The organism is Pseudooceanicola sp., assembly GCF_041987405.1.
GTDB lineage: Bacteria > Pseudomonadota > Alphaproteobacteria > Rhodobacterales > Rhodobacteraceae > Pseudooceanicola.
Genome location: NZ_JBHIWR010000007.1, coordinates 86,183 through 106,554, shown reverse-complemented (window position 1 = coordinate 106,554; position 20,372 = coordinate 86,183). Strand labels below are relative to the sequence as shown.

20 protein-coding genes are annotated in these 20,372 nt (G+C 64.6%); 9 read left to right on the top strand and 11 right to left on the bottom strand.

What is annotated here, in order from left to right; all coding sequences use genetic code 11:
* Positions 1-3: 3 nt before the first annotated feature.
* Genes ACFC2Y_RS16575 through ACFC2Y_RS16565 form a run of 3 tightly spaced genes read right to left on the bottom strand, consistent with a single transcriptional unit; the run spans position 4 to position 2,890 of the window.
* On the bottom strand, positions 4-459 hold the full coding sequence (locus ACFC2Y_RS16575) for an HPr kinase/phosphorylase (protein ID WP_375186460.1): 456 nt from the start codon (positions 457-459) through the stop codon (positions 4-6).
* Positions 460-470: 11 nt separating this feature from the next.
* A complete protein-coding gene (locus ACFC2Y_RS16570) occupies positions 471-2,189 on the bottom strand; it encodes a sensor histidine kinase (RefSeq protein WP_375175736.1) in 1,719 nt (572 codons plus the stop codon).
* On the bottom strand, positions 2,189-2,890 hold the full coding sequence (locus tag ACFC2Y_RS16565) for a response regulator (RefSeq protein WP_375175737.1): 702 nt from the start codon (positions 2,888-2,890) through the stop codon (positions 2,189-2,191). Before ACFC2Y_RS16565 ends, ACFC2Y_RS16570 begins: the two co-directional genes overlap by 1 nt.
* Before the next feature lie 352 nt (positions 2,891-3,242).
* Here ACFC2Y_RS16565 and ACFC2Y_RS16560 point away from each other — a divergent pair, with 352 nt between their 5' ends.
* Both ACFC2Y_RS16560 and ACFC2Y_RS16555 read left to right on the top strand, forming a co-directional pair.
* Entirely contained in the window at positions 3,243-4,841 is a 1,599-nt protein-coding gene (locus tag ACFC2Y_RS16560; protein ID WP_375175738.1) for a phosphoenolpyruvate carboxykinase, read from the top strand.
* Positions 4,841-5,401, top strand: coding sequence for a DUF3859 domain-containing protein (locus ACFC2Y_RS16555; protein WP_375175739.1), 561 nt, complete (start codon positions 4,841-4,843; stop codon positions 5,399-5,401). The genes ACFC2Y_RS16560 and ACFC2Y_RS16555 overlap by 1 nt, the downstream gene beginning before the upstream one ends.
* Before the next feature lie 96 nt (positions 5,402-5,497).
* Here the strand turns inward: ACFC2Y_RS16555 and ACFC2Y_RS16550 are convergent, their stop codons facing one another.
* Positions 5,498-6,268, bottom strand: coding sequence for a sulfite exporter TauE/SafE family protein (locus ACFC2Y_RS16550; protein WP_375175740.1), 771 nt, complete (start codon positions 6,266-6,268; stop codon positions 5,498-5,500).
* 147 nt (positions 6,269-6,415) lie between these two features.
* On the opposite strand from ACFC2Y_RS16550, the gene ACFC2Y_RS16545 reads away from it, so the two are divergent.
* A complete protein-coding gene (locus ACFC2Y_RS16545; RefSeq protein ID WP_375175741.1) occupies positions 6,416-8,107 on the top strand; it encodes an acyl-CoA dehydrogenase family protein in 1,692 nt (563 codons plus the stop codon).
* A gap of 84 nt (positions 8,108-8,191) precedes the next feature.
* On the opposite strand, the gene ACFC2Y_RS16540 is transcribed toward ACFC2Y_RS16545, so the two are convergent.
* Positions 8,192-8,608: a hypothetical protein gene (locus ACFC2Y_RS16540; protein ID WP_375175742.1), complete on the bottom strand. Its 417-nt coding sequence runs from the start codon at positions 8,606-8,608 to the stop codon at positions 8,192-8,194.
* Positions 8,609-8,660: 52 nt separating this feature from the next.
* On the opposite strand from ACFC2Y_RS16540, the gene ACFC2Y_RS16535 reads away from it, so the two are divergent.
* The 3 genes from ACFC2Y_RS16535 to ald all read left to right on the top strand — a co-directional run bounded on the left by ACFC2Y_RS16535 (position 8,661) and on the right by ald (position 11,781).
* The gene (locus ACFC2Y_RS16535) at positions 8,661-9,683 is read left to right on the top strand and encodes a Hint domain-containing protein (protein ID WP_375175743.1); all 1,023 of its coding nucleotides are present in this window, start codon (positions 8,661-8,663) and stop codon (positions 9,681-9,683) included.
* A gap of 123 nt (positions 9,684-9,806) precedes the next feature.
* Positions 9,807-10,364: a fasciclin domain-containing protein gene (locus tag ACFC2Y_RS16530; RefSeq protein WP_375175744.1), complete on the top strand. Its 558-nt coding sequence runs from the start codon at positions 9,807-9,809 to the stop codon at positions 10,362-10,364.
* 274 nt (positions 10,365-10,638) lie between these two features.
* Positions 10,639-11,781 (top strand): alanine dehydrogenase, encoded by a 1,143-nt coding sequence (gene ald / locus ACFC2Y_RS16525; RefSeq protein ID WP_375175745.1) that lies wholly within the window; start codon positions 10,639-10,641, stop codon positions 11,779-11,781.
* 63 nt (positions 11,782-11,844) lie between these two features.
* On the opposite strand, the gene ACFC2Y_RS16520 is transcribed toward ald, so the two are convergent.
* The 6 genes from ACFC2Y_RS16520 to ACFC2Y_RS16495 form a co-directional block, all read right to left on the bottom strand.
* The gene (locus tag ACFC2Y_RS16520) at positions 11,845-13,167 is read right to left on the bottom strand and encodes a TRAP transporter large permease (RefSeq protein ID WP_375175746.1); all 1,323 of its coding nucleotides are present in this window, start codon (positions 13,165-13,167) and stop codon (positions 11,845-11,847) included.
* Positions 13,167-13,748 carry a TRAP transporter small permease gene (locus ACFC2Y_RS16515; RefSeq protein WP_375175747.1) on the bottom strand — a complete coding sequence of 194 codons (582 nt, stop codon included), beginning with the start codon at positions 13,746-13,748 and terminating at the stop codon, positions 13,167-13,169. The genes ACFC2Y_RS16520 and ACFC2Y_RS16515 overlap by 1 nt, the downstream gene beginning before the upstream one ends.
* Before the next feature lie 86 nt (positions 13,749-13,834).
* Complete coding sequence (locus ACFC2Y_RS16510) at positions 13,835-14,869, bottom strand: TRAP transporter substrate-binding protein (RefSeq protein ID WP_375175748.1); 1,035 nt, start codon at positions 14,867-14,869, stop codon at positions 13,835-13,837.
* Positions 14,870-15,148: 279 nt separating this feature from the next.
* Entirely contained in the window at positions 15,149-15,499 is a 351-nt protein-coding gene (locus ACFC2Y_RS16505; protein WP_375175749.1) for a hypothetical protein, read from the bottom strand.
* A gap of 122 nt (positions 15,500-15,621) precedes the next feature.
* Positions 15,622-16,824 (bottom strand): precorrin-6y C5,15-methyltransferase (decarboxylating) subunit CbiE, encoded by a 1,203-nt coding sequence (gene cbiE, locus ACFC2Y_RS16500; protein WP_375175750.1) that lies wholly within the window; start codon positions 16,822-16,824, stop codon positions 15,622-15,624.
* A gap of 113 nt (positions 16,825-16,937) precedes the next feature.
* Positions 16,938-17,159, bottom strand: a complete 222-nt coding sequence (locus ACFC2Y_RS16495) for a DUF6732 family protein (RefSeq protein ID WP_375186162.1) — start codon at positions 17,157-17,159, stop codon at positions 16,938-16,940.
* Between the two features lie 229 nt (positions 17,160-17,388).
* Between ACFC2Y_RS16495 and ACFC2Y_RS16490 the strand changes: the two genes are divergently transcribed.
* The 3 genes from ACFC2Y_RS16490 to cbiB all read left to right on the top strand — a co-directional run bounded on the left by ACFC2Y_RS16490 (position 17,389) and on the right by cbiB (position 20,333).
* Entirely contained in the window at positions 17,389-18,363 is a 975-nt protein-coding gene (locus tag ACFC2Y_RS16490; RefSeq protein WP_375175752.1) for a glutathione S-transferase family protein, read from the top strand.
* A gap of 114 nt (positions 18,364-18,477) precedes the next feature.
* Positions 18,478-19,440, top strand: coding sequence for a threonine-phosphate decarboxylase (locus tag ACFC2Y_RS16485; protein WP_375186459.1), 963 nt, complete (start codon positions 18,478-18,480; stop codon positions 19,438-19,440).
* On the top strand, positions 19,437-20,333 hold the full coding sequence (gene cbiB / locus ACFC2Y_RS16480; protein WP_375175754.1) for an adenosylcobinamide-phosphate synthase CbiB: 897 nt from the start codon (positions 19,437-19,439) through the stop codon (positions 20,331-20,333). The genes ACFC2Y_RS16485 and cbiB overlap by 4 nt, the downstream gene beginning before the upstream one ends.
* Positions 20,334-20,372 lie beyond the last annotated feature (39 nt).

Below are 20,372 nucleotides of genomic sequence, written 5' to 3'. Positions count from 1 at the left end.
GGCTCAGCTTCCCCATGGTTCTCTCTGGTCGGTGAATATCCCGGCTTTGAGATATTGCAGGATGGCAGGTGCGAAAAGCGCATTGCCAGTATTGTGAAGCAAGGGGAGCGAAATCCCCAGAAGTTTCTTGCTGCGGCGCGGCGGGAGACGGTCTGTTTCCATTTCGTCCATAATCACGACCAGCGCGACAGGACTGTCCTCCGCCACCTCGGCCCGCAGCAGACCCACGCCCCGCGCCTCGATTCCGCCGCGGATCGCCGCTGGCGCAGTGGCGCGCAGCCCCTCCCCGACGCGCGTCAGGATAACCCGGTCATCCGCCACCAGTTGCGCCCCATAGGCCAGCAGCGTCAGCGCCAGCCCCGACTTGCCCGAGCCGGAGGCGCCCATGATCAGAACCGCGCGCCCCGCAACCGTGACCGCGCTGGCATGAACCGTCATCTGATCGGGAGGAGGAGCCACCCGACCGCCCCTCAGATCGGCAGGCCGACGACGAACCGCGCGCCGAGCGGATCGGAGGTGATGTCGGCATCTGTCGGGCGAATGTTCTCGGCCCAGATGACGCCGCCATGCGCCTCGACGATCTGCTTGGAGATCGCCAGCCCGAGGCCGGAGTTATTGCCGAAATCATTGGCCGGACGATGCGAATAGAACCGCTTGAAGATCTTCTGCAGCGCATTGTCGGGAATACCGGGCCCGGTATCTTCGACCACCACCAGCACGCGGTTTTCGCGCCGCCGCACCCAGACCCGGATCGCGTCACCATCCTCGCAAAAGCTGATCGCATTGGTGATCAGGTTGACGAAGACCTGCGCCAGCCGGGCCTCCAGCCCGCGCAGCACGATGGATTCACCCGGCAGGTCGGAGATGAAGTCGATCCCCTTGTCCGAGGCCTGCTGACCCAGATATTCGCTGAGGTTCCTCAGCATCATCACCAGATCGAAGGCTTCCTGCTCTTCCTTGACCAACTCGCTGTCCAGGCGCGAGGCGTTGGAGATGTCGCTGACCAGCCGGTCCAGACGCCGCACGTCATGGTCGATCACGTCCAGCAACTGCGTCCGCTGATCGTCGCGCTTGGCCAGGCGCAGGGTCACCACCGCCGAGCGCAGAGAGGCCAGCGGGTTCTTGATCTCATGCGCCACATCCGCGGCGAATTGTTCGTTGGCGTCGATCCGTTCATACAGCGCCGAAACCATGCCGCGTAACGCGCCCGAAAGCCGCCCAATCTCGTCCGGCCGCGCCGTCAGGTCGGGGATGCGCACCCGCGCCGGGGTCACCTTCTTGTTCTCCTTGTCGCGCCCGACCTCCGCCGCCGCCGCCAGATCGGCCAGCGGGTTGGCGATGGTCGAGGCCAGTACGAGGCTCAGCCCGATGGACACCAGCGTCGCGATCACGAACATCTCCAGCACGCGTTCCCGTTCGGCGCGCACTACCGCGTCGATCTCCCCCGCGGAGGAGGCAAGCGCCACGACACCGACCGCCTGCCCGTTCACCATGATGGGCGAGGCCACGGCCAGGAAACTACCCCTGTCACCGCGCCCGATGCTGATCTGGGTCTTGCCGCCCAGGGTGGATTGCACCAGCTCCTGCGCCTGCACCTCTACCGGCACCTGCGGCGCCTCCCGCTTGCCGGAGGAAAAGACCGAGGTCATGCCGTTCCAAAGCATGGTCAGGAAATCTATGATGATCGTGTTGTCATCCGCCGGGTCGACCGCCCGGGCGACGGTGTTTTCCACCGTGCCGGATTTCCGCCCGATCAGCGCGCCACCGGCATCGAAGATATAGGCATCGACCCCCTTGCGCAGGCTCACCCCGTCCAGCGTCGACACGACAACGCCGGTCTCGCCGGGGCCAAAGCCCGTCGCGCCACCCGGTTGCCGGACCTCGAAGACATCGGCCAGCAGGTCCGCCTCGCTCACCAGGCTGGCGGCGCGTTGTGTCACCAGGCTGTCGCGGGAGGCGGAGAGATAGAGGATCCCCGCCACCAGCACGTTGAGCGCGATAAGGTTGAAGATGATGATCTTGCGCGTCAGAGGGGAGGCTTTTAACGAGAAAAGCCCCCGCCGCTCCCGCCGCTGGCGGAGCTCTTCGGCGACGGTGGCGTTCGGCGCGACGAAGTCGTCGCCAAGCACCACGTCCCCGCCTTTGTCAGGCGTGCCGTCGCGCAAGCTGATCCCCTCGGCGAGTGCCATCACTCTTCGTTGTATCTGTATCCGATACCATACAGCGTCTCAATCGCCGAGAATTCCGGATCGACCGACCGCATCTTCTTGCGCAGCCGCTTGATGTGGCTGTCGATTGTGCGGTCATCGACATAGACCTGATCGTCATAGGCCACATCCATTAGCTGATCGCGCGATTTCACGAAGCCGGGGCGCTGCGCCAGGGCCTGCAGCAGCAGGAATTCGGTGACGGTCAACGACACGTCCATCCCCTTCCAGGCCACCGCGTGGCGCAGCGGATCCATCCGCAGGTTGCCGCGTTCCATGACCTTGGTTTCTTCGGTCTCGGGCACGACTTCGCCACCGATCGCATCCTGCCGACGCAGCAGCGCGCGGATACGTTCGACCAGCAGGCGCTGGCTGAAGGGTTTCTTGACGTAATCGTCCGCGCCCATGCGCAGGCCGAGAACCTCGTCGATCTCGTCGTCCTTGGACGTCAGAAAGATCACCGGCATGGAGGTCTTCTGCCGCAGGCGTTGCAACAGGTCCATGCCATCCATGCGGGGCATCTTGATGTCCAGCACGGCCATATCGGGTAGTTTCTTGTTGAAAGCATCCAACGCGGCCTGGCCGTCGTTGTAGGTTTCGACTTCAAATCCCTCTGCCTCAAGGGTAATCGCGACGGACGTCAGAATATTCCTGTCGTCGTCGACCAGGGCGATCTTAGACATCGCATTTTTTCCTTATGCTGCTCAGCGTTCTGGCTTGTTTTTCCTCCTTCATCGCGTTTTCAGCCTTTACAATCAATCCTAAAACGCGAATCGCCCTCGCGCTCTCGGTTTGATTGTGGCGAAAATGTCTTAGAATTGCCTGAATTGTCTCCGGAACCGGACCCGGCGTCAGGCGGAAAAGCTGGTGATTGCGCTAAATGTTACGTGGTGGCGCTAACTGAGTCAAAGCGTCCTGTTCATCCCCGCAAACGACATGTTAAGAGCGCCGCCATCGGTGTGCCGTGACCGCCTCGCCCCTGCGAGCCCCCGGCAGAGGAGGCACCGTATCAGCGTAGCGACAGGAGCTTGCCACATGACATTTGGACGGGTGAACCCCCAATTCCGCCTCGAGGATCAAGGGATCGAGGGGCTGGGCAATGTCTATTACAACCTAATGGAACCTGCGCTGATCAAGGCCGCGCTTGAAAACGGCGAAGGCAACCTGGGCCAGGGCGGCAGCTTCCTGGTCTCCACCGGCAAGTTCACCGGTCGCTCCCCCAAGGACAAGCACGTCGTGCGCACCGACAACGTCGCCGACACCATCTGGTGGGAAAACAACAAGGAGATGTCGCCCGAAGGGTTCGACAACCTCTATGCCGACATGCTGGAGCACATGAAGGGCCGGGACATGTATGTCCAGGACCTCGTCGGAGGCTCCGATCCGGCCTATTCGATCAACGTGCGCATGGTCACCGAACTGGCCTGGCACAACCTCTTCATCCGCCACATGCTGCGCCGCCCCGAGCGCGCGGCGCTGGACAGCTTCCTGGCGGAATACACCGTCATCAACTGCCCCTCCTTCAACGCCGATCCGGCGCGTCACAACTGCCGAACCGAGACCGTGATCGCGATGAACTTCGACAAGAAGCTCATCCTCATCGGCGGCACCGAATATGCGGGCGAGAACAAGAAATCCGTCTTCACCCTGCTCAACTACATCCTGCCGGACAAGGGCGTGATGCCGATGCATTGCTCGGCCAACCATGCCAAGGACAACCCGGTCGATACCGCGATCTTCTTCGGTCTGTCGGGCACCGGCAAGACGACCCTCTCCGCCGATCCGAACCGCACGCTCATCGGCGATGACGAACACGGCTGGTCCGATCGCGGCACCTTCAACTTCGAAGGCGGCTGCTACGCCAAGACGATCAACCTCAGCGCCGAGGCCGAGCCGGAGATCTACGCGACCTGCTCCATGTTCGGCACGGTGATCGAGAACATGGTCTACGACGAGGAGACCTTCGAGCTCGACTTCGAAGACAGCTCCCTGACCGAGAACATGCGCTGCGCCTACCCGCTGGACTATATCTCCAACGCCTCGGACACCGCGCTTGGTGGCCATCCCAAGAACATCATCCTGCTGACCTGCGACGCCTACGGGGTCCTGCCCCCGATCTCGCGTCTCACGCCCGCGCAGGCGATGTACCACTTCCTCTCCGGCTTCACCTCCAAGACCCCCGGCACCGAACGCGGCGTGGTCGAGCCCGAGCCCACCTTCTCCACCTGCTTCGGCGCGCCCTTCATGCCGCGCCGTCCGGAAGCCTACGGCAACCTGCTGCGCGAAAAGATCGCCAAGCACGGCGCGACCTGCTGGCTGGTGAACACCGGCTGGACCGGCGGCGCCTTCGGTCAGGGGTCGCGCATGCCGATCAAGGCGACCCGCGCCCTGCTGACCGCCGCGCTGGACGGATCGCTCAACGACGCGACCTTCCGCAAGGATCCGAATTTCGGCTTCGAAGTGCCGGTCACCGTGCCCGGCGTCGACGCCACCCTGCTCGACCCGCGCGCGACCTGGGAAGACAAGGCCGCCTACGACGGGCAGGCGAAGAAACTGGTCAACATGTTCTCCGAGAACTTCGCCCAGTACCTGCCCTATATCGACGACGACGTGAAAGCCGCGGCTATCGGCTGATGACCGGGCTTGCGACAGTCCTTCAGCGCCTCGCCCTCATCGGCGGGGCGCTTTTCTGTGGCACGACCGCCCTCGCGTCGGAGAACATGACCGCCGCCCCGATCGTGGCCCTCGAATTCGGCGTGATCTGCGATTACCGGCCCCAGGGCGTGGACGTCGAGGCGCCCGATACCAACGCCGGCCGCATCCGGCGCGGCGGCGATCCCATCACCTTCGACATCGCGACCGACCAGGTGCCCGCCCTGCTTGGCACCGCTTTCGGCATCCGCATGCTCGCCGAGGAGGAGATGGGCGAACGGATCGTCACCATGGTCACCCGCCACCCCTCCTTCGGTCCGGGTTACAGGGATACGGAAAGCTGGCCTTCCGAGCTGACCGGCGGCATCTATTCCGCGCGCTATTTCTATTTCGAGTTCGACTATGAACTCGCCCCTGGCCTCTGGTCGATGGAGGTCTGGCTGGAGGACCGGATGATCGTCCGGCAGGATTTCACCGTCCACGGCGGAGCGGCAGCGCGCAAGATCCTGGACCAATGCCCGACCGAGGGGCTGACATCCTGAGGTCCAGGACATCGGCGCGTCGATAGTATTTGAAGTACGGACCAGTGCGCGGCCCAACGAATGGTCAATTTGGTCGCAACACTCTTTGCAACGCACTCACCCCATCACCCCGCGCCGCACCAGGTTCCCGCCAGCAATCAGCAGGACCAGCAGTGTCGCCTTGCGGAACGCGCTCTGGTCAATCCGGTCCTGCACCTTGAACCCGATCCACATGCCGATCAGCGCCGGGATCACCAGCAGCGCCGAAAACGGCAAAGTCCGCGCATTGATCACGCCGCTGCCCACATGCGCCCCGAACAGCGCCGCCGCCCCCAGCCCATAGATCACCCCCTGCGCCCGGACGTGATCCACTTTCGGCACGTTCAGCGCCGTCAGATAGGCCACCGTCGGCGGCCCCCAGACGCCGGAGAACCCGCCGATCAACCCGGCAAACCCCGCAATCGCCAGTTCGATCCAGCGCGGCGGGTTGTCGCCAAGCGTCAGCGCCTTGCCCATCAGCTGCGTCACTGCGAACAGCACGATCGGCACCCCGATCATCAGCAGCATCAACTGCGCCGGCAGCACCCGCACCAACTGCGCCGAAATCACCAGTGCTACGAACCCGACGATCAGGAAACTGCGGAATCGCACCACCGTCGCCCAGGCGGCCCGCCCGCCCTGCCGCAGCGCCTGCCAGCCGTTGGTCGTCAGGGTCGGCAGGATCAGCCCTGCCAGCGCCAGCTCCGGCGACACGAAACTCCCCATGCCCGAGATCATGATCATCGGCATGGCAAAGCCCACCATGCCCTTTATGACACCGGCGACAAGGCCGACACAGAGGCAGGCGATCAATGCGGACGGCGCGACGAGATCGGTCAGAAAATCCATTCCAACCCGATACGCGGCCCTGCGACGCTCTGCCACTGGAAAATCAACCGCGCAATATTAGGTCGCCACGTGCGCTGCGGGCGCATATAAGTTGCGCTGCACCTGCAAAGTAGGTATGGCCCAGAGTAAGCAGACAAGGGATGATTCATGGCACATGATGGACAGGACATGACCGGGGCGGGCAATACGGTGCTTCCCGAACTTCTCAAACTGACCGGCGCAGCCATCGCACCGGCGGAGGGGCTGATGGAAAAGGCCCGGGCCAGCGTGCGCGCCATGGTCCTGGACGGCGGCGAAAAGATCACCACCCCGGCGGTCGAACGCCACCAGACCGCGACCCATGGCCTCGCCTGGCTGGCGACCTATGTCGAGTCGCTGCGCCAGATGCAGAAATGGGCCGACAAGCTCTCCGGCGAGGGCAAATTCGGCGAGTTGGAGCAGCTGATCCACCAGATCGCCTTTGGCGAATACCTCTGGCAGATCTACGGCGGCATCCAGATGTCCCAGAACGAAATCGTCCGCCTGCAGGACATGGGCCTCAGCCAGGATGACCAGCGTGGCCTGATGGTCGACGCGGTGATGACGCTTTGCCAGTCCGGCAACACCCAGGCCGCCCGCTCCCGCCTCGCCGCGCTGATGGTGGAACAGCAGGGCGCCACCATGTTCGGCGCCTCCGGCCTCGACGAGGAGCTGGAGATGATCCGCGACCAGTTCCGCCGCTACGCCGTGGAAAAGGTCGAACCCCATGCCCATGAATGGCACCTCAAGGACCAACTGATCCCGATGGAGATCATCGAGGAGCTGTCCGAAATGGGTGTCTTCGGCCTGACGATCCCCGAAAACCTCGGCGGGTTCGGGCTCTCCAAGGCCTCCATGGTTGTTGTCTCCGAAGAGCTGTCGCGCGGTTACATCGGTGTCGGCTCCCTCGCCACCCGGTCGGAAATCGCGGCCGAACTGATCCTCGGCGGCGGCACCGACGAGCAGAAATCCTACTGGGTGCCCAAGATCGCCAGCGGAGAGATCCTGCCCACGGCCGTCTTCACCGAACCCAACACCGGCTCCGACCTTGCCTCGCTGCGCACCCGCGCGACGAAGGACGAGAACGGCGATTACAAGCTGACCGGCAACAAGACCTGGATCACCCATGCCGCCCGGACCCATGTGATGACCGTCCTGGCCCGGACCGATCCGAACTCGACCGACCACAATGGCCTGTCCATGTTCCTGGCCGAAAAGACCCCCGGCACCGACGAAGACCCCTTCCCGACCGAAGGCATGACCGGCGGCGAGATCGAGGTCCTCGGCTATCGCGGCATGAAGGAATACGAGCTCGGCTTCGACAATTTCCACGTGAAGGGTGAAAACCTCCTCGGCGGAACAGAAGGCCAGGGCTTCCGCCAGCTGATGCGCACCTTCGAGGCCGCGCGCATCCAGACCGCCGCCCGCGCCATCGGTGTCGCCCAGGCGGCCCTGGACGTCGGGTTGCAATACGCGCTGGACCGCAAGGCCTTCGACCAGCCGCTTGCCAATTTCCCCCGCGTCTCAGGCAAGCTGGCGATGATGGCGGTGGAAATCGCCGTGGCCCGGCAGCTCACCTATTTCTCCGCCTATGAAAAGGACAACGACCGCCGCTGCGACCTGGAGGCCGGTATGGCCAAGCTCCTCGGCGCGCGAGTCGCCTGGGCCTGCGCCGACAACGCGCTGCAGATTCACGGCGGCAATGGATTCGCTCTTGAGTATGTGGTCAGCCGCCTGCTCTGCGACGCGCGGATCCTCAATATTTTCGAAGGAGCGGCCGAAATTCAGGCCCAGGTGATCGCCCGCCGCCTCCTTGGCTGAGTCTTCGTAAACGTTTCAATGGTGATCTGCCGATGTATATTTCGGCGGATCACGATGACAACTTATTGAATCCAAGAATAAATCTCAGACAGGGACAGAGAATCTGACGATTTCCGACATTCCTGCAATTTTTCCGCATCTGCGAAACGAGGCGAAGGCAAAGCGGAAACAAGGCAGGAAAATGCAATGGTTGCGGATGTTAACCATTTTTTGGTCACTTTTCGTCTTGGTGAAATATCGTTGAATCTCAACAGAATAAACCAGCGAAATTTCCCAACGGAACACATCCGCCCTGGTATCTTTCCACTCCAGCCACCCAAATTCGACGGAAATAATTTTATTTAAATTCATTATCTTGCCGCACAGCAGCATGAAGTTTTCCGCAGAGCGGACGAATATCGCCGCGTTTTCGGCATGGTTATCAACCATCGTGAAGGGACAGGGCCGTTGCCCTGAAGACAAGTGAGGGCCGGACCCGTTGGTCCGGAATGGCCCCGCCATCAACCCTCCGTCGCGTACCGAGTATTTTGGTCTGTAATGAGTGAGTGGTTACATGGGAAGTGTTACGATAGACGTCGTGCCCTATGACGGGGCGCTTCTGACGGTTCAGCTGATCTCCGGCCCCCAGACGATCGTTCTGGGCGATTTCGGAGCCCCGAGTTCAGGTACCCTTGTGGATGACGACGGAACCCTGGGGCCGTCAGATGACGGTATCGCCACTTTCGAGGGGCAGGCGTTGACCTACGTCGGCTCAGGAACTGCGACACCGGGTGTTTTTGTGCCCGGTGTCGGTATCGTCGCCACCGGCACGGCTGTCGACGTCGTCTCTTTCGAGGCCAACGGGCAGATATACTTCCATTACCCCGCCGGTGACCCGAACCTGCTCGGGGCTGTGGCGCTGGTGGTCGACATGGATGCGACCCCCTATCCGCTGTTCACTCCCGTCTGCTTCGAAGCCGACACCATGATCTCCGTCCCCGGCGGCCGACGACCCGCGCGGGATCTCAGGGCCGGTGACCTGATCGAGGACATCCACGGCGTGCCCCACCAGATCATCTGGACATCCTCCCGCGTGATCGACCTCTCGGTCTTCGGTCCCCGCGCCCGATCGACCATCGCCCCGGTGGTCCTGCCCGCCGATGGGGTCAGTCGCCGGGGCGTGGGGGGCAACCTGATCGTGTCGCGCAACCATCTGATCCACTTCCGGCACAGGCTGGCAGAGTTCTACTTCGGATCGCACCGCGTCTTGCTGCCCGCCGCCGCCTTCGTCGGCACGCTCGGCCGCATCGACCGGACCGCGCCGCATGTCACCTACGTGCATTTCATGTGCCAGACCCACGCGGTGATCCGCGCCAACGGGGTCGCCGCCGAAACCTTCTTCCCCGGTCCGCAGGCGCTCTGTGCCCTGCCCCCGGCCCAGAGGCGGGAGATGGAGCGCAACCCCATCCTCCTCAAAGCGCGGCAGGAGATGAAACACGCCGCGCCGGTCCTCAGGATGCGGGACGCGCGGTTCCTGCTGGCGGAGATTTTCCGGTCAGAGATGAAAGAAAATCAGCGAGAGATTACAGTGCACTAACGGACCCTCACCAATCCGTGAGCAAAAAATCCGGTCTGATTTGAAACCACCCTCCGCCTCAGGCCGTACCTCTGGGCATGAACGGGACGATGACTTCCCGATCGCATAAACGGAGGAAAGATGATGAAAACCAAACTGTTTACCGCCCTCGCCGCCGCAGGCATTGCAACCGCAGCCTTTGCTGCCGAAAACCCCACGGTCGGTGGCGCGCCGATGATGGCTGACATGACCATCGCCGAGAACGCATCCGCCGCCCCGAACCTGACCACACTGGTCGCGGCCGTGAAAGCCGCCGGTCTGGCCGAAACCCTGATGAGCGACGGACCCTTCACCGTCTTCGCCCCGACGAACGACGCCTTCGGCATGATTTCCGAAGCCTCGCTGAACGCGCTGCTGGAAGAAGGCAACAAGGCACAGCTGCAGCAGATCCTGACCTGCCACGTTGTCGCAACCGAAGCCTTCTCCACCGACATCGCGGGCATGATTGCCGATGATGGCGGCATGCATGTCGTGCCGACGGTCGGTGGCTGCTCGCTCGAAGCTTACATGGAAGGCGGCGAGCTGAAGCTGAAAGACGAAAACGGCCGCGTCGCCACCGTCACCACCGCCGATGTGGACCAGTCCAACGGGGTTGTGCACGTGATCGACCGCGTGATCCTGCCGGGCGGTCAAGCTGGGTAATCGCTCCCCCCATCCGGCCCTTTTGTGCCGGACTTCTGGGGCGTCCTTCGGGGCGCCCCTTTGGTTTCGGCGGTGGAATGAAGGTCTCCAAGGAAAAGGGACAGCATTCACGACATATCTGGAAATCCGGTGAAATCTTCGAGTACCTGGTCAAGTAGCGCCGAATCCTCCCCCGAAACCCATCCCGGGCCGGTAATTTCCCGATACATTTGCGCGCCAGCCATGTTTCGCTGAACGCACACAGCAAACGCCCACTCGCAACCGGAGGATCAGGATGCGTATCGGATGCCCCAAGGAAATCAAGAACCATGAATATCGCGTCGGTCTGACGCCCGAAAGCGTGGCCGAACTGGTCGCACACGGTCACGACGTGTGGATCGAGGCCGGCGCGGGCAACGGGATCGGCGCGGAAGACGCGGCCTATGAGGCGGCGGGCGCCACCATCACCGATGTCGACACGCTCTTCACCCAGGTCGACACCATCGTGAAGGTCAAGGAACCCCAGGCCGTCGAACGCCAGCGGCTCCGCCCCGGCCAGACGCTTTACACCTATCTCCACCTCGCGCCCGATCCCGAACAGACCCGCGATCTGATGGACAGCGGCGCGACCTGCATCGCCTATGAAACCGTGACCGGCCCCGGCGGCGGCCTCCCCCTCCTCCGCCCGATGAGCCAGGTGGCCGGCCGCCTCTCGGTCCAGGCCGGGGCCCATGCGCTGGAAAAGGCGCAGGGCGGGCGGGGCGTGCTGCTTGGCGGCGTGCCCGGGGTGGCCCCGGCGCGGGTTCTCGTGATCGGCGGCGGCGTCGTGGGACGCAACGCGGCGCAAATGGCCGTCGGGATGGGCGCGGATGTTACCGTGCTGGACCGTTCCCATGACGTGCTGGAAGATATCGACCGCCAGTTCGCCGGTCGCGTCCACACCGTCTATTCCACCGCCACCGCCCTGGCAGACCTCTCCCGCACCGCCGACCTGATCATCGGTGCCGTCCTCATCCCCGGGGCCGCCGCGCCCAAGCTTGTCACCCGCGCCATGCTCTCGGACATGCAGCCCGGTGCCGTGATGGTGGATGTGGCGATTGACCAGGGCGGCTGCTTTGAAACCTCCCACCCGACCACCCACGCCGACCCGATCTACGAGGTCGACGGGATCATCCATTACTGCGTGGCGAACATGCCCGGCGGTGTGGCGCGCACCTCGACCTATGCGCTCAACAACGCGACGCTGCCGCATCTTCTGCGCATCGCCGATCTGGGTGTGAAACAGGCGCTGGAGCGGGACCCGCACCTGCGCGCCGGTCTCAACGTCGCGGGCGGCAAGGTCACCTGCCCGCCGGTGGCGGAGGCACAGGGCCTCGACTGGATCACCCCCGAGGACGCCCTGGCGCACCTCGACACCGCCGCCTCTGCCGCGGCCTGATCCCGACTTGGAAGCGGCGGGCCAATGGCCCGCCGCTTTCCGCTCGGCAAGATCACCCGAGGATCAATTGAGGATCCGCAGAAGCACCAGCGAAATGCCGGGGAAGAGCACCAGCAGCACGACCCGCAGCAGGTCGGAAGTGACGAAGTAGATCACCGCCTTGTAGGTCTGCACGATCGGCGTCTCCCGATCCATGGAGTTGATGACGAACAGGTTCATCCCCACGGGCGGCGTGATCAGCCCCACCTCGACCACGATCAGCACGATGATCCCGAACCAGATCGCGAATTCCTCTGCCGACAGGCCGAAGTCCAGGCCGGACACGATCGGGAAGAAGATCGGGATCGTCAGCAGGATCATGGACAGGCTGTCCATCACGCAGCCGAAAATCAGATAGAGCATCAGGATCATCACCAGGACCATCCAGGGGTTGAACCCGCTGTCGGCCACCCAGGCGGCCAGTTCCTGCGGCACCTGCGTCAGCGCGAGAAACCCGTTGTAGACCGCCGCCCCCAGCACGATGAAAAAGATCATCGCCGTGCTTTTGGCCGTGGCATAGAAACTGTCCAGCCAGGCCCGCCCACGCAGCCCACCATTGAACAGCGCGATCAGCCCCGTGCCAGCAGCCCCGACGGCCGCACCTTCGGTCGGCGTGAAGAGGCCCATGTAGATGCCGCCCACCACGGTCACGAAGACGATCACCACCGGCAGGACGTCCACCATGGAGGAGATCCGCTCCGCCATCGGCACCGGCGGCCGGGTGCCTGCGCTGTCGGGGTTCAGCCGCACATAGATTGCGATGGTGATCATGTAGCCGACCGCAGCCAGGATGCCGGGAATGAAGGCCGCAAGGAACAGCTTGGCGATATTCTGTTCCGCCAGGATCGCGTAGATCACCAGGATCACCGAGGGCGGAATGAGAATGCCGAGCGTCCCGCCCGCCGCCAGCGTGGCCGAGGAAAAGCCCCCGGAATAGCCGTAGCGCTTCATCTCGGGCAGGGCGACCTGCCCCATGGTGGCCGCCGTCGCCAGCGACGACCCGCAGATCGAGCCAAAGCCCGCACAGGCGCCGATCGCGGCGATGGCCACACCGCCCCGCAGATGGCCCAGCCAGCTTTCCGCCGCCTTGAACAGCGCCTTGCTCATTCCGCCGAGGGTGGCGAACTGCCCCATGAGCAGGAACATCGGCACGATTGACAGGGAATAGGAGGAGAAGGTCGAGAAGGTTTCCGATTTCAACCGCGCCAGCGCGACCACCGTCCCGCCCGTGACATAGAAGAGCCCCCCCATCCCGACCGAGAACATGGCAAGACCGATCGGCATCCGAAGGAAGATCAGCAGCAGCAGAATGGCAAACGAAAGCAGACCGGCGTCGAAGTTGCTCATCAATGCGCCCCCCCTTGGATGATCAGATAGGTGCGCCCGGTGACCACTTCGGCGATCCGCGCCCCGGCGACATAGACGGAGACGAGCGCCGCGACGACAGCGGCAGCCAGCGAAATCGCATAGGACCACCAGACCGGGAACTGCAGCAGCATCGTCGTTTCATTGTACCGCATCTTGCCCGCCATCCCCTCGTAGAGCTTCCAGGCAATGACGATGAGGACGACGCAGAACAGCACGTCCCACAGCATGGTCAGGATGCGATTGACCCTGGGCGACATTTGCGAGGTGAAGATATCGACGGTCGCATGGGCACCGGTGATCTGCGCCAGCGGCAGGAAAGCAAAGATGCAGAAGGCCACCCCGGCCTCGACCAGCTCGAAATCGCCCAGAACCGGACCGACACCGGCATCCAGCATGCTCTGCGCCATCCCGGTCATCAGGCCGTTGTCCAGCAGGAAATGCCCGAATGTATTCAACCCGCGCCCCGAGACCGAGAAGACGGTCAGCAGGATCAGGGCGCTCAGCACGATCCCCCCGAGGATCGCAGCGAACCGCGCCAGTTTCAGAAATATCTGTGCCATTCCGGTCTGCTCCCCACCCGAAAAGAAGACGCCGGGCCCGAAGGCCCGGCGCGACGGGGCCGCACCTTTGGCGCGGCCCCCCGAACTCACATGGAGTTTTTCTCGATCAGCGCCTTGGCTTCGTCAAGCAGGGCCTGCCCGTCGATCCCGTTGGAGCTCATCTCTTCGATCCACCAGGTTTCGATCGGCGCCGCCGCATCTTTCCATTCCTGCTGCTGTTCGTCGGTCAAGGCGATGATGTTGTTGCCGCGCTCCATCGCGACCTTGTGCGCCGGATCGTCGGCCGCCTGCATCTCCTTGCCCGCGAAGGCCGAGAATTCCTCGCCGGAGTTGGCGTCGATGACGGCTTTCAGATCGTCAGGCAGCGCCTCGTACTTCTGCTTGTTCATCGCGAAGATGAAGGTCGTGGTGTAAAGGCCCTGACCCGGGAAGGTCGTGTGGTTCTCGACCAGTTCCGGCACTTTCAGCGCGGTGGTCACTTCCCACGGGATCACGGTCGCGTCGATCACGCCCTTGGACAGCGCCTCGGTCACGGCCGGAACCGGCATGCCGACGGTGGTGGCGCCCATGTCGGTGAACATCTTGTTGGTCACACGGGTCGGGGCGCGCAGCTTGACACCGTTCAGGTCAGCGACGGTCGTGATCGGCTTCTTGGAGTGGATGAGACCCGGGCCATGCACCCAGACGGCGATCATCTTGAGATCCTTGAAGTCCGCGTCCAGCATGTGCTTCTCGGCGTACTGCCAGTAGGCCCGGCTGGTCGCCTCGCCGGTCGTCATGGTGAAGGGCATCTCGAAGGCTTCGGAGCGCGGGAAACGGCCCGGCGTGTAGCCGGTCACGGTCCAGATGATATCGGCCACGCCGTCCATCACCTGGTCGACCAGTTCCGGCGGCTTGCCGCCCAGTTGCATGGCCGGGTAGCGGTCGATCTTGATGCGACCATCGGACTCGGCCTCGATCTTGTCCGCCCAGACGTCCAGGACAAGACGCGGCACCGATGCCTGCGCAGGCAGAAACTGGTGCATCTTCAGCGTGACCTCCTGGGCCATCGCAAGGGTGCTGGTCCCGGCAAGCAGGGTCGCAGCGGCAAGACCGCGGATTGCGGTTTTCATGAATGACATTTGATCCTCCCGTCATCAATGGACGCCCCGTGCGGTCGACCCGGAGCGTTCCGCCCCAAGACCCGTTTTCCGGGTTCCGATCACAGCGGCACCGGGCGCCGCGTTGCAAAAAGATGACGCTACAACAAGGGTCTGTCAAACCCAGAGACGCACCGGGAGTTATTTTCCAAGGAAACAATTTGCAATGTCACATAAATTTCCCTGTTCCGGGGAACTCCGGATCGGGAAAATCCGCCGGAACGAACGTTTCCAACGGCGAATCACTATACGAATGCACAGTCAGAATCGGGGAATCAAAGCCTTCGGCGCGTCCGGATCCCGTTCGAAATCCGCGGCCGGACCGTCCAGCGCGGCGGTCTGGCGCTTGAACTCATAGGCCATCTCCCCGCCCTCCTCGGCGGAGGCCACGATCAGGCACTGCCACAGGTGCCGCGCGCCATCGTAGACATCGACCAGACCCCGCAGCCGCGGCATATCCTCCAGCGGGACGACAAAGCCATGCTCCTCCAGCCGCAGGATCGGATAGGCGACACCATCGACCATCACCCGAAGACGCTTCGACTTGCGCAGGGCCCTGGCCCGCGCAGCGGCAAGCCCGTCCTGGATTTCCTTTGACAGATACGTCGTCATGATCAGCCCTCCGCCATCAGGATGCCCCAGCTTACGTAACGGTCAAGTTAAACCGCCGCACCAAACCGTTTCCCGAAAAGGTGGTGTTCCCGCCCCACAGGGCAATAGCGGCGTTTTGGAAACTACCGCTTCACCAGGCTCCACTGGGTAACCGGCGCCTCCGCGCGCCATTCGGACGGGGGCCCGGACCCCTCGACCCGCGTGACCTGGACTTTGCACAGCTCGCCCCCGACCCGCGACTGAAGCCGCAGCATCACCGCCTCGCATTCCGCCGTCTCGGCATTGGCGACGAACCGGCCGAGGGGTTTCAGCGCCGCCCAGCAGGCCTCGAAGACCGCATCACTCAGCCCGCCACCGACAAAGATCGCGTCGGGCCGGTCCAGTTCCGCCAGCGCCGCGGGCGCCTCGCCGTCGATCAGGCGCAGCCCCGGTACCCCAAGCGCCAAAGCATTGGCCGCCGCCATCGCCCGACGGTCCGCCCGGGGTTCGACCCCGACCGCCCGGGCATAGCGCGCGCCCCGCATCCATTCGACCGAGACAGAACCGCAGCCCGCCCCGATATCCCACAGGAGCGCCCCGCGCATCGGCATCAGCTTGGCCAGCGTGACCGCCCGCACCTCGCGCCGGGTCATCGTGTCGTCCGCTTCGAACAGGTCATCCGCCAACCCCGGGACGCGCGGCAAGAGCGCGGCCTCTGGCGCGGCGATGCACTCCACCGCCAGAGTGTTGAAGGCGGGCACCCGGTGCGCCCAGCTCTCCGCCGCACCGTCGAAACGTTGCTCCTCCGCGCCGCCCATACTAGCGAAGACCGTCATCCGCGACCGTCCAAAGCCGCGCTCGCTCAGAAAGCGCGCGATCCGTTCCGGCGTATCCTCGCCCGTGGTCAGGATCACCAGTCGCGCATCTGGCTGGATGAAGGCGATCATCTGTTCCACCGGCCGACCATGCACGGTCAGCGTCTCCAGATCCGCCATGGACCAGCCCATCCGGGCCGAGGCCAGCTGAAACGCCGACAGCTGCGGGTGATAGACGATGTCGCCCGGGTCAATCGCCCGCCCGATCCGGGCCCCGACGGAAAACCACAGCGGATCACCGGTGGCCAGCACCACCACACGCCGCCCCGCATAGCCCTGCAGGACCTCGATCAGCGCGTCGAAGGGATGCGGCCAGTCCACCCGTTCGGCGCGCACTGTCCCGGGCAGGCTGTCATGGCGGTCCCCGCCGATGATCACCTCCGCCGCCTCGATCACCGCCCGTGTCGCGGGCGTCAACCCCTCCAGCCCGTCCTCACCGATCCCGACGATATGCAACCATGGTGTCGTCATCCCTGCCCCCGGCTGTTGCCACCTGTCACGGGCTGCACGACGACAGCCCATCACAGAATGTCACCGGACGGGGGCCAGGAACAGCGGCTCCATGCAAAAAGTCAGGGGTGGGATCAGGCCTCCTGCGGCTCGTCCTCGGCGGCCGCGTCGTCCCCCTCCGCCGCAGCCTCGCCGGAGCGGCCACGCAGCCCCTGCCACAGACCAATCGCAATCGCCGCACCGATCGCCGCCGCACCCAGCCAGTGCCCATGCCCCGCGACCTCGCCGATATGGCCGACATGGGCGGCGGCGGGTCCGACGATGAGGGCGATCAGGGCGGCGAGGGCGAAACGCATGGTCATTCCTTTGCTGACGACGGGGAGGCCCCCAGGGGGACATCGGCCTCTGTTGTAGCCATCGGATCCGCCCGGCGGCAATCAACCCGCCCGCATTTGCCCGGAAAAAGCGCGACTTGCCTGATTAATGTGCGCCCCCGCACTTCACCTGCGCGGTCACGGCCATGGCCGCGGCGACTGGATGGCTTAGGTATAGGGCACACGTCAGCGGGCACAAGGAGGACCGAACATGGGTCAATTGATCGACGGAGAGTGGCAGACCGAAACCCTCGCCAGTCTCTCGAAGAGCGGCGAGTTCAAGCGCAAGGCATCCTCCTGGCGCAACTGGATCACCGCGGACGGAAACCCCGGCCCCTCCGGCGAGGGCGGCTTCCCGGCAGAAAGCGGCCGCTATCACCTCTATGTCTCCTACGCCTGCCCTTGGGCACATCGCACGCTGATATTCCGTGCTCTCAAGGGGCTGGAGGATCACATCACCGTCTCCGTCGTGCATCCCGACATGCTGGATCAGGGGTGGAGCTTCGACACCGATTTCCCCGGCGCCACCGGCGACACGCTTCTGGAAAAGGGCCACCTGCACGAGGTCTACACCGCCGCCGATCCCGCCGCGACGACCCGCGTCACCGTGCCGGTCCTCTGGGACAAGCAGCGCCAGACCATCGTGTCGAATGAATCGGCCGAGATCATCCGCATGTTCAACACCGCCTTCGACGGGATCACCGGCAATACGCTCGACTTCTACCCCGAAGACCTGCGCCCCCGCATCGACGAGATCAACGACCGGGTCTATGACACCGTCAACAACGGGGTCTACAAATCCGGCTTCGCCAGCTCGCAATCGGCCTATGACGAGGCTGTGACCGCGCTCTTCGACAGCCTCGACTGGCTGGAGGAATTGCTGGCGCAGAACCGCTACCTGACCGGCCCGACGATAACCGAGGCCGACTGGCGGCTCTTCACCACGCTGGTGCGGTTCGACACGGTCTATCACACGCATTTCAAATGCAACCGCGCCCGGATCGTCGACTACCCCAACATGTGGGGTTACCTGCGCGACCTCTACCAGCAGCCCGGCGTGGCCGGAACGGTGCACCTCGATCACATCGCGCGGCACTATTACTACAGCCACGAGCACATCAACCCGAACCGCATCATCCCGATCGGCCCGGTGCTGGATTTCACCGCGCGGCACGGGCGCGGCTGATCGCGCTCCGCCCGGAGGGGCATAAACGCGGCGATTGCCAAAACCGCCGAAATCGGATGAAACCCGGTCAGCGCCTCGGGGACCTGCCCCCGGGCCAAGACGGGGACGGCACCAATGGCCGACAGGATGCAAAGCCAACGCGACCACGGCGGGCGCCTCGATGCGGCCGTCGCCCGCTATGGCGGCACGCGCGATCAGTGGATCGACCTCTCGACCGGGATCAACCCGCAGCCCTATCCGATCGGCCCGATCCCGGCAGCCGCCTGGACCGACCTGCCGGACGAGGGCGCGACCACGGCCTTTTGCACCGCCGCCCGCCGCTTCTGGTCCGTGCCCGAGGGGGCTGCACTCCTCCCCGTGCCCGGCCTGTCCGCCGCGATCGCGCAGATCCCTTACCTCCGCCCCCCCGGTCGCTTCCGCATCGACGATCCCACCTACAACGAACACGCCGCCGCCTTTCTCGCCGCCGGTTGGCCCCGCACCACCGACACCCCCGCTGACGCCCATACCGTCGTGCATCCGAACAACCCCGACGGCCGCTGGACCGACCCCGCGGACATCGACGCCCCCCTGTCGATCATCGACGAGAGCTTCTGCGACACCGCGCCGGAGCACTCCCTGATCGACCGGGCCACCCGCCCCGGCACCCTGATCCTCAAGAGCTTCGGCAAATTCTGGGGCCTCGCCGGGCTGCGTCTGGGCGCGGTGATCGGCGACGCGCAGCTCGTCCAAGCCCTGGCCGAGCGTCTGGGCCCCTGGCCCGTCTCCGGCCCCGCCCTTTCGATCGGGGCGCGGGCGTTGACAGCTGTCAACTGGGCCGACGACACCCGCGAACTCTTGACCGCCGAGGCCGACCGGCTCGACACCGCAGTGCTGGCGACCGGCGCCACGCTGACCGGCGGCACACCCCTCTTCCGCCTCTACGATCACCCACAGGCCGCCGCCCTGCACCGGCACCTGGCCGAACGGCACATCTGGACCCGCCTCTTCCCCTGGTCCCCCACGGCGATCCGCCTGGGCCTGCCGGGATCGGAGGACTGGCCCCGCGTCCTCGCCGCGCTGGCAGAGCCGCGATGAGCTTGATCCTCGCCCTGCTCCTCGATGCCGCGCTAGGCGAACCCCGCTGGCTCTGGGACCGCGTCCCGCATCCCGCCGTCCTGATCGGACGCGCCATCGGTTGGGCAGATCAGCGGTTCAACACCGGCCCCGCGCGACAGGCAAAGGGCACGGCTCTCGCCCTGGCCCTGATCTGCGGAGGCCTGTCCCTCGGCGCGGTGATCTCCGCCCTCGGCACCCTGCCCGAGATCATCGTCGCCGCCGTGCTGCTCGCGCAACGCTCCCTCGCCGATCACGTCCGCGCGGTGGCCGACGCCCTGCGTGTCTCCACCGCCTCCGGACGGCTCGCCGTGGCCCGCATCGTTGGGCGCGACACGGGCCAGATGTCCGATCCCGCCATCGCCCGCGCCGCCATCGAGAGCGCCGCCGAAAACCTCTCCGACGGCGTCATCGCCCCGGCCTTCTGGTTCCTCGTCGGCGGCCTGCCGGGCATGCTGGCCTACAAGGCGATCAACACCGCCGACAGCATGGTCGGCTACCGCACACCCCGGCACGAGGCCTTTGGCTGGGCCTCCGCCCGCACCGACGATCTGCTCAACCTGATCCCCGCCCGGCTAACTGCGCTGCTGCTGGCCTTTGCCGCCGGGCACTGGCCGGATTGGCAGGCGGTCCGGGCGGACGCGCGGCTGCACCGCTCGCCCAATGCCGGCTGGCCCGAGGCCGCCATGGCCCGCGCTCTGGGCGTCGCCCTGTCCGGCCCGCGCAGCTATGACGGCAAGGTCCAGCCCCTGCCCTGGGTGAACGCCGATGGCCGTCGGGCCGCAACACCCGGGGATATCGACCGGGCCACGACAATGATCTGGCGCGCCTGGGCGCTGATGCTGCTGCTTTCCACCCTCCTCGCCCTCCTCTGATCCCCATTGCCGCGCGGGCCTGACCTGCTAGGCTGCCCC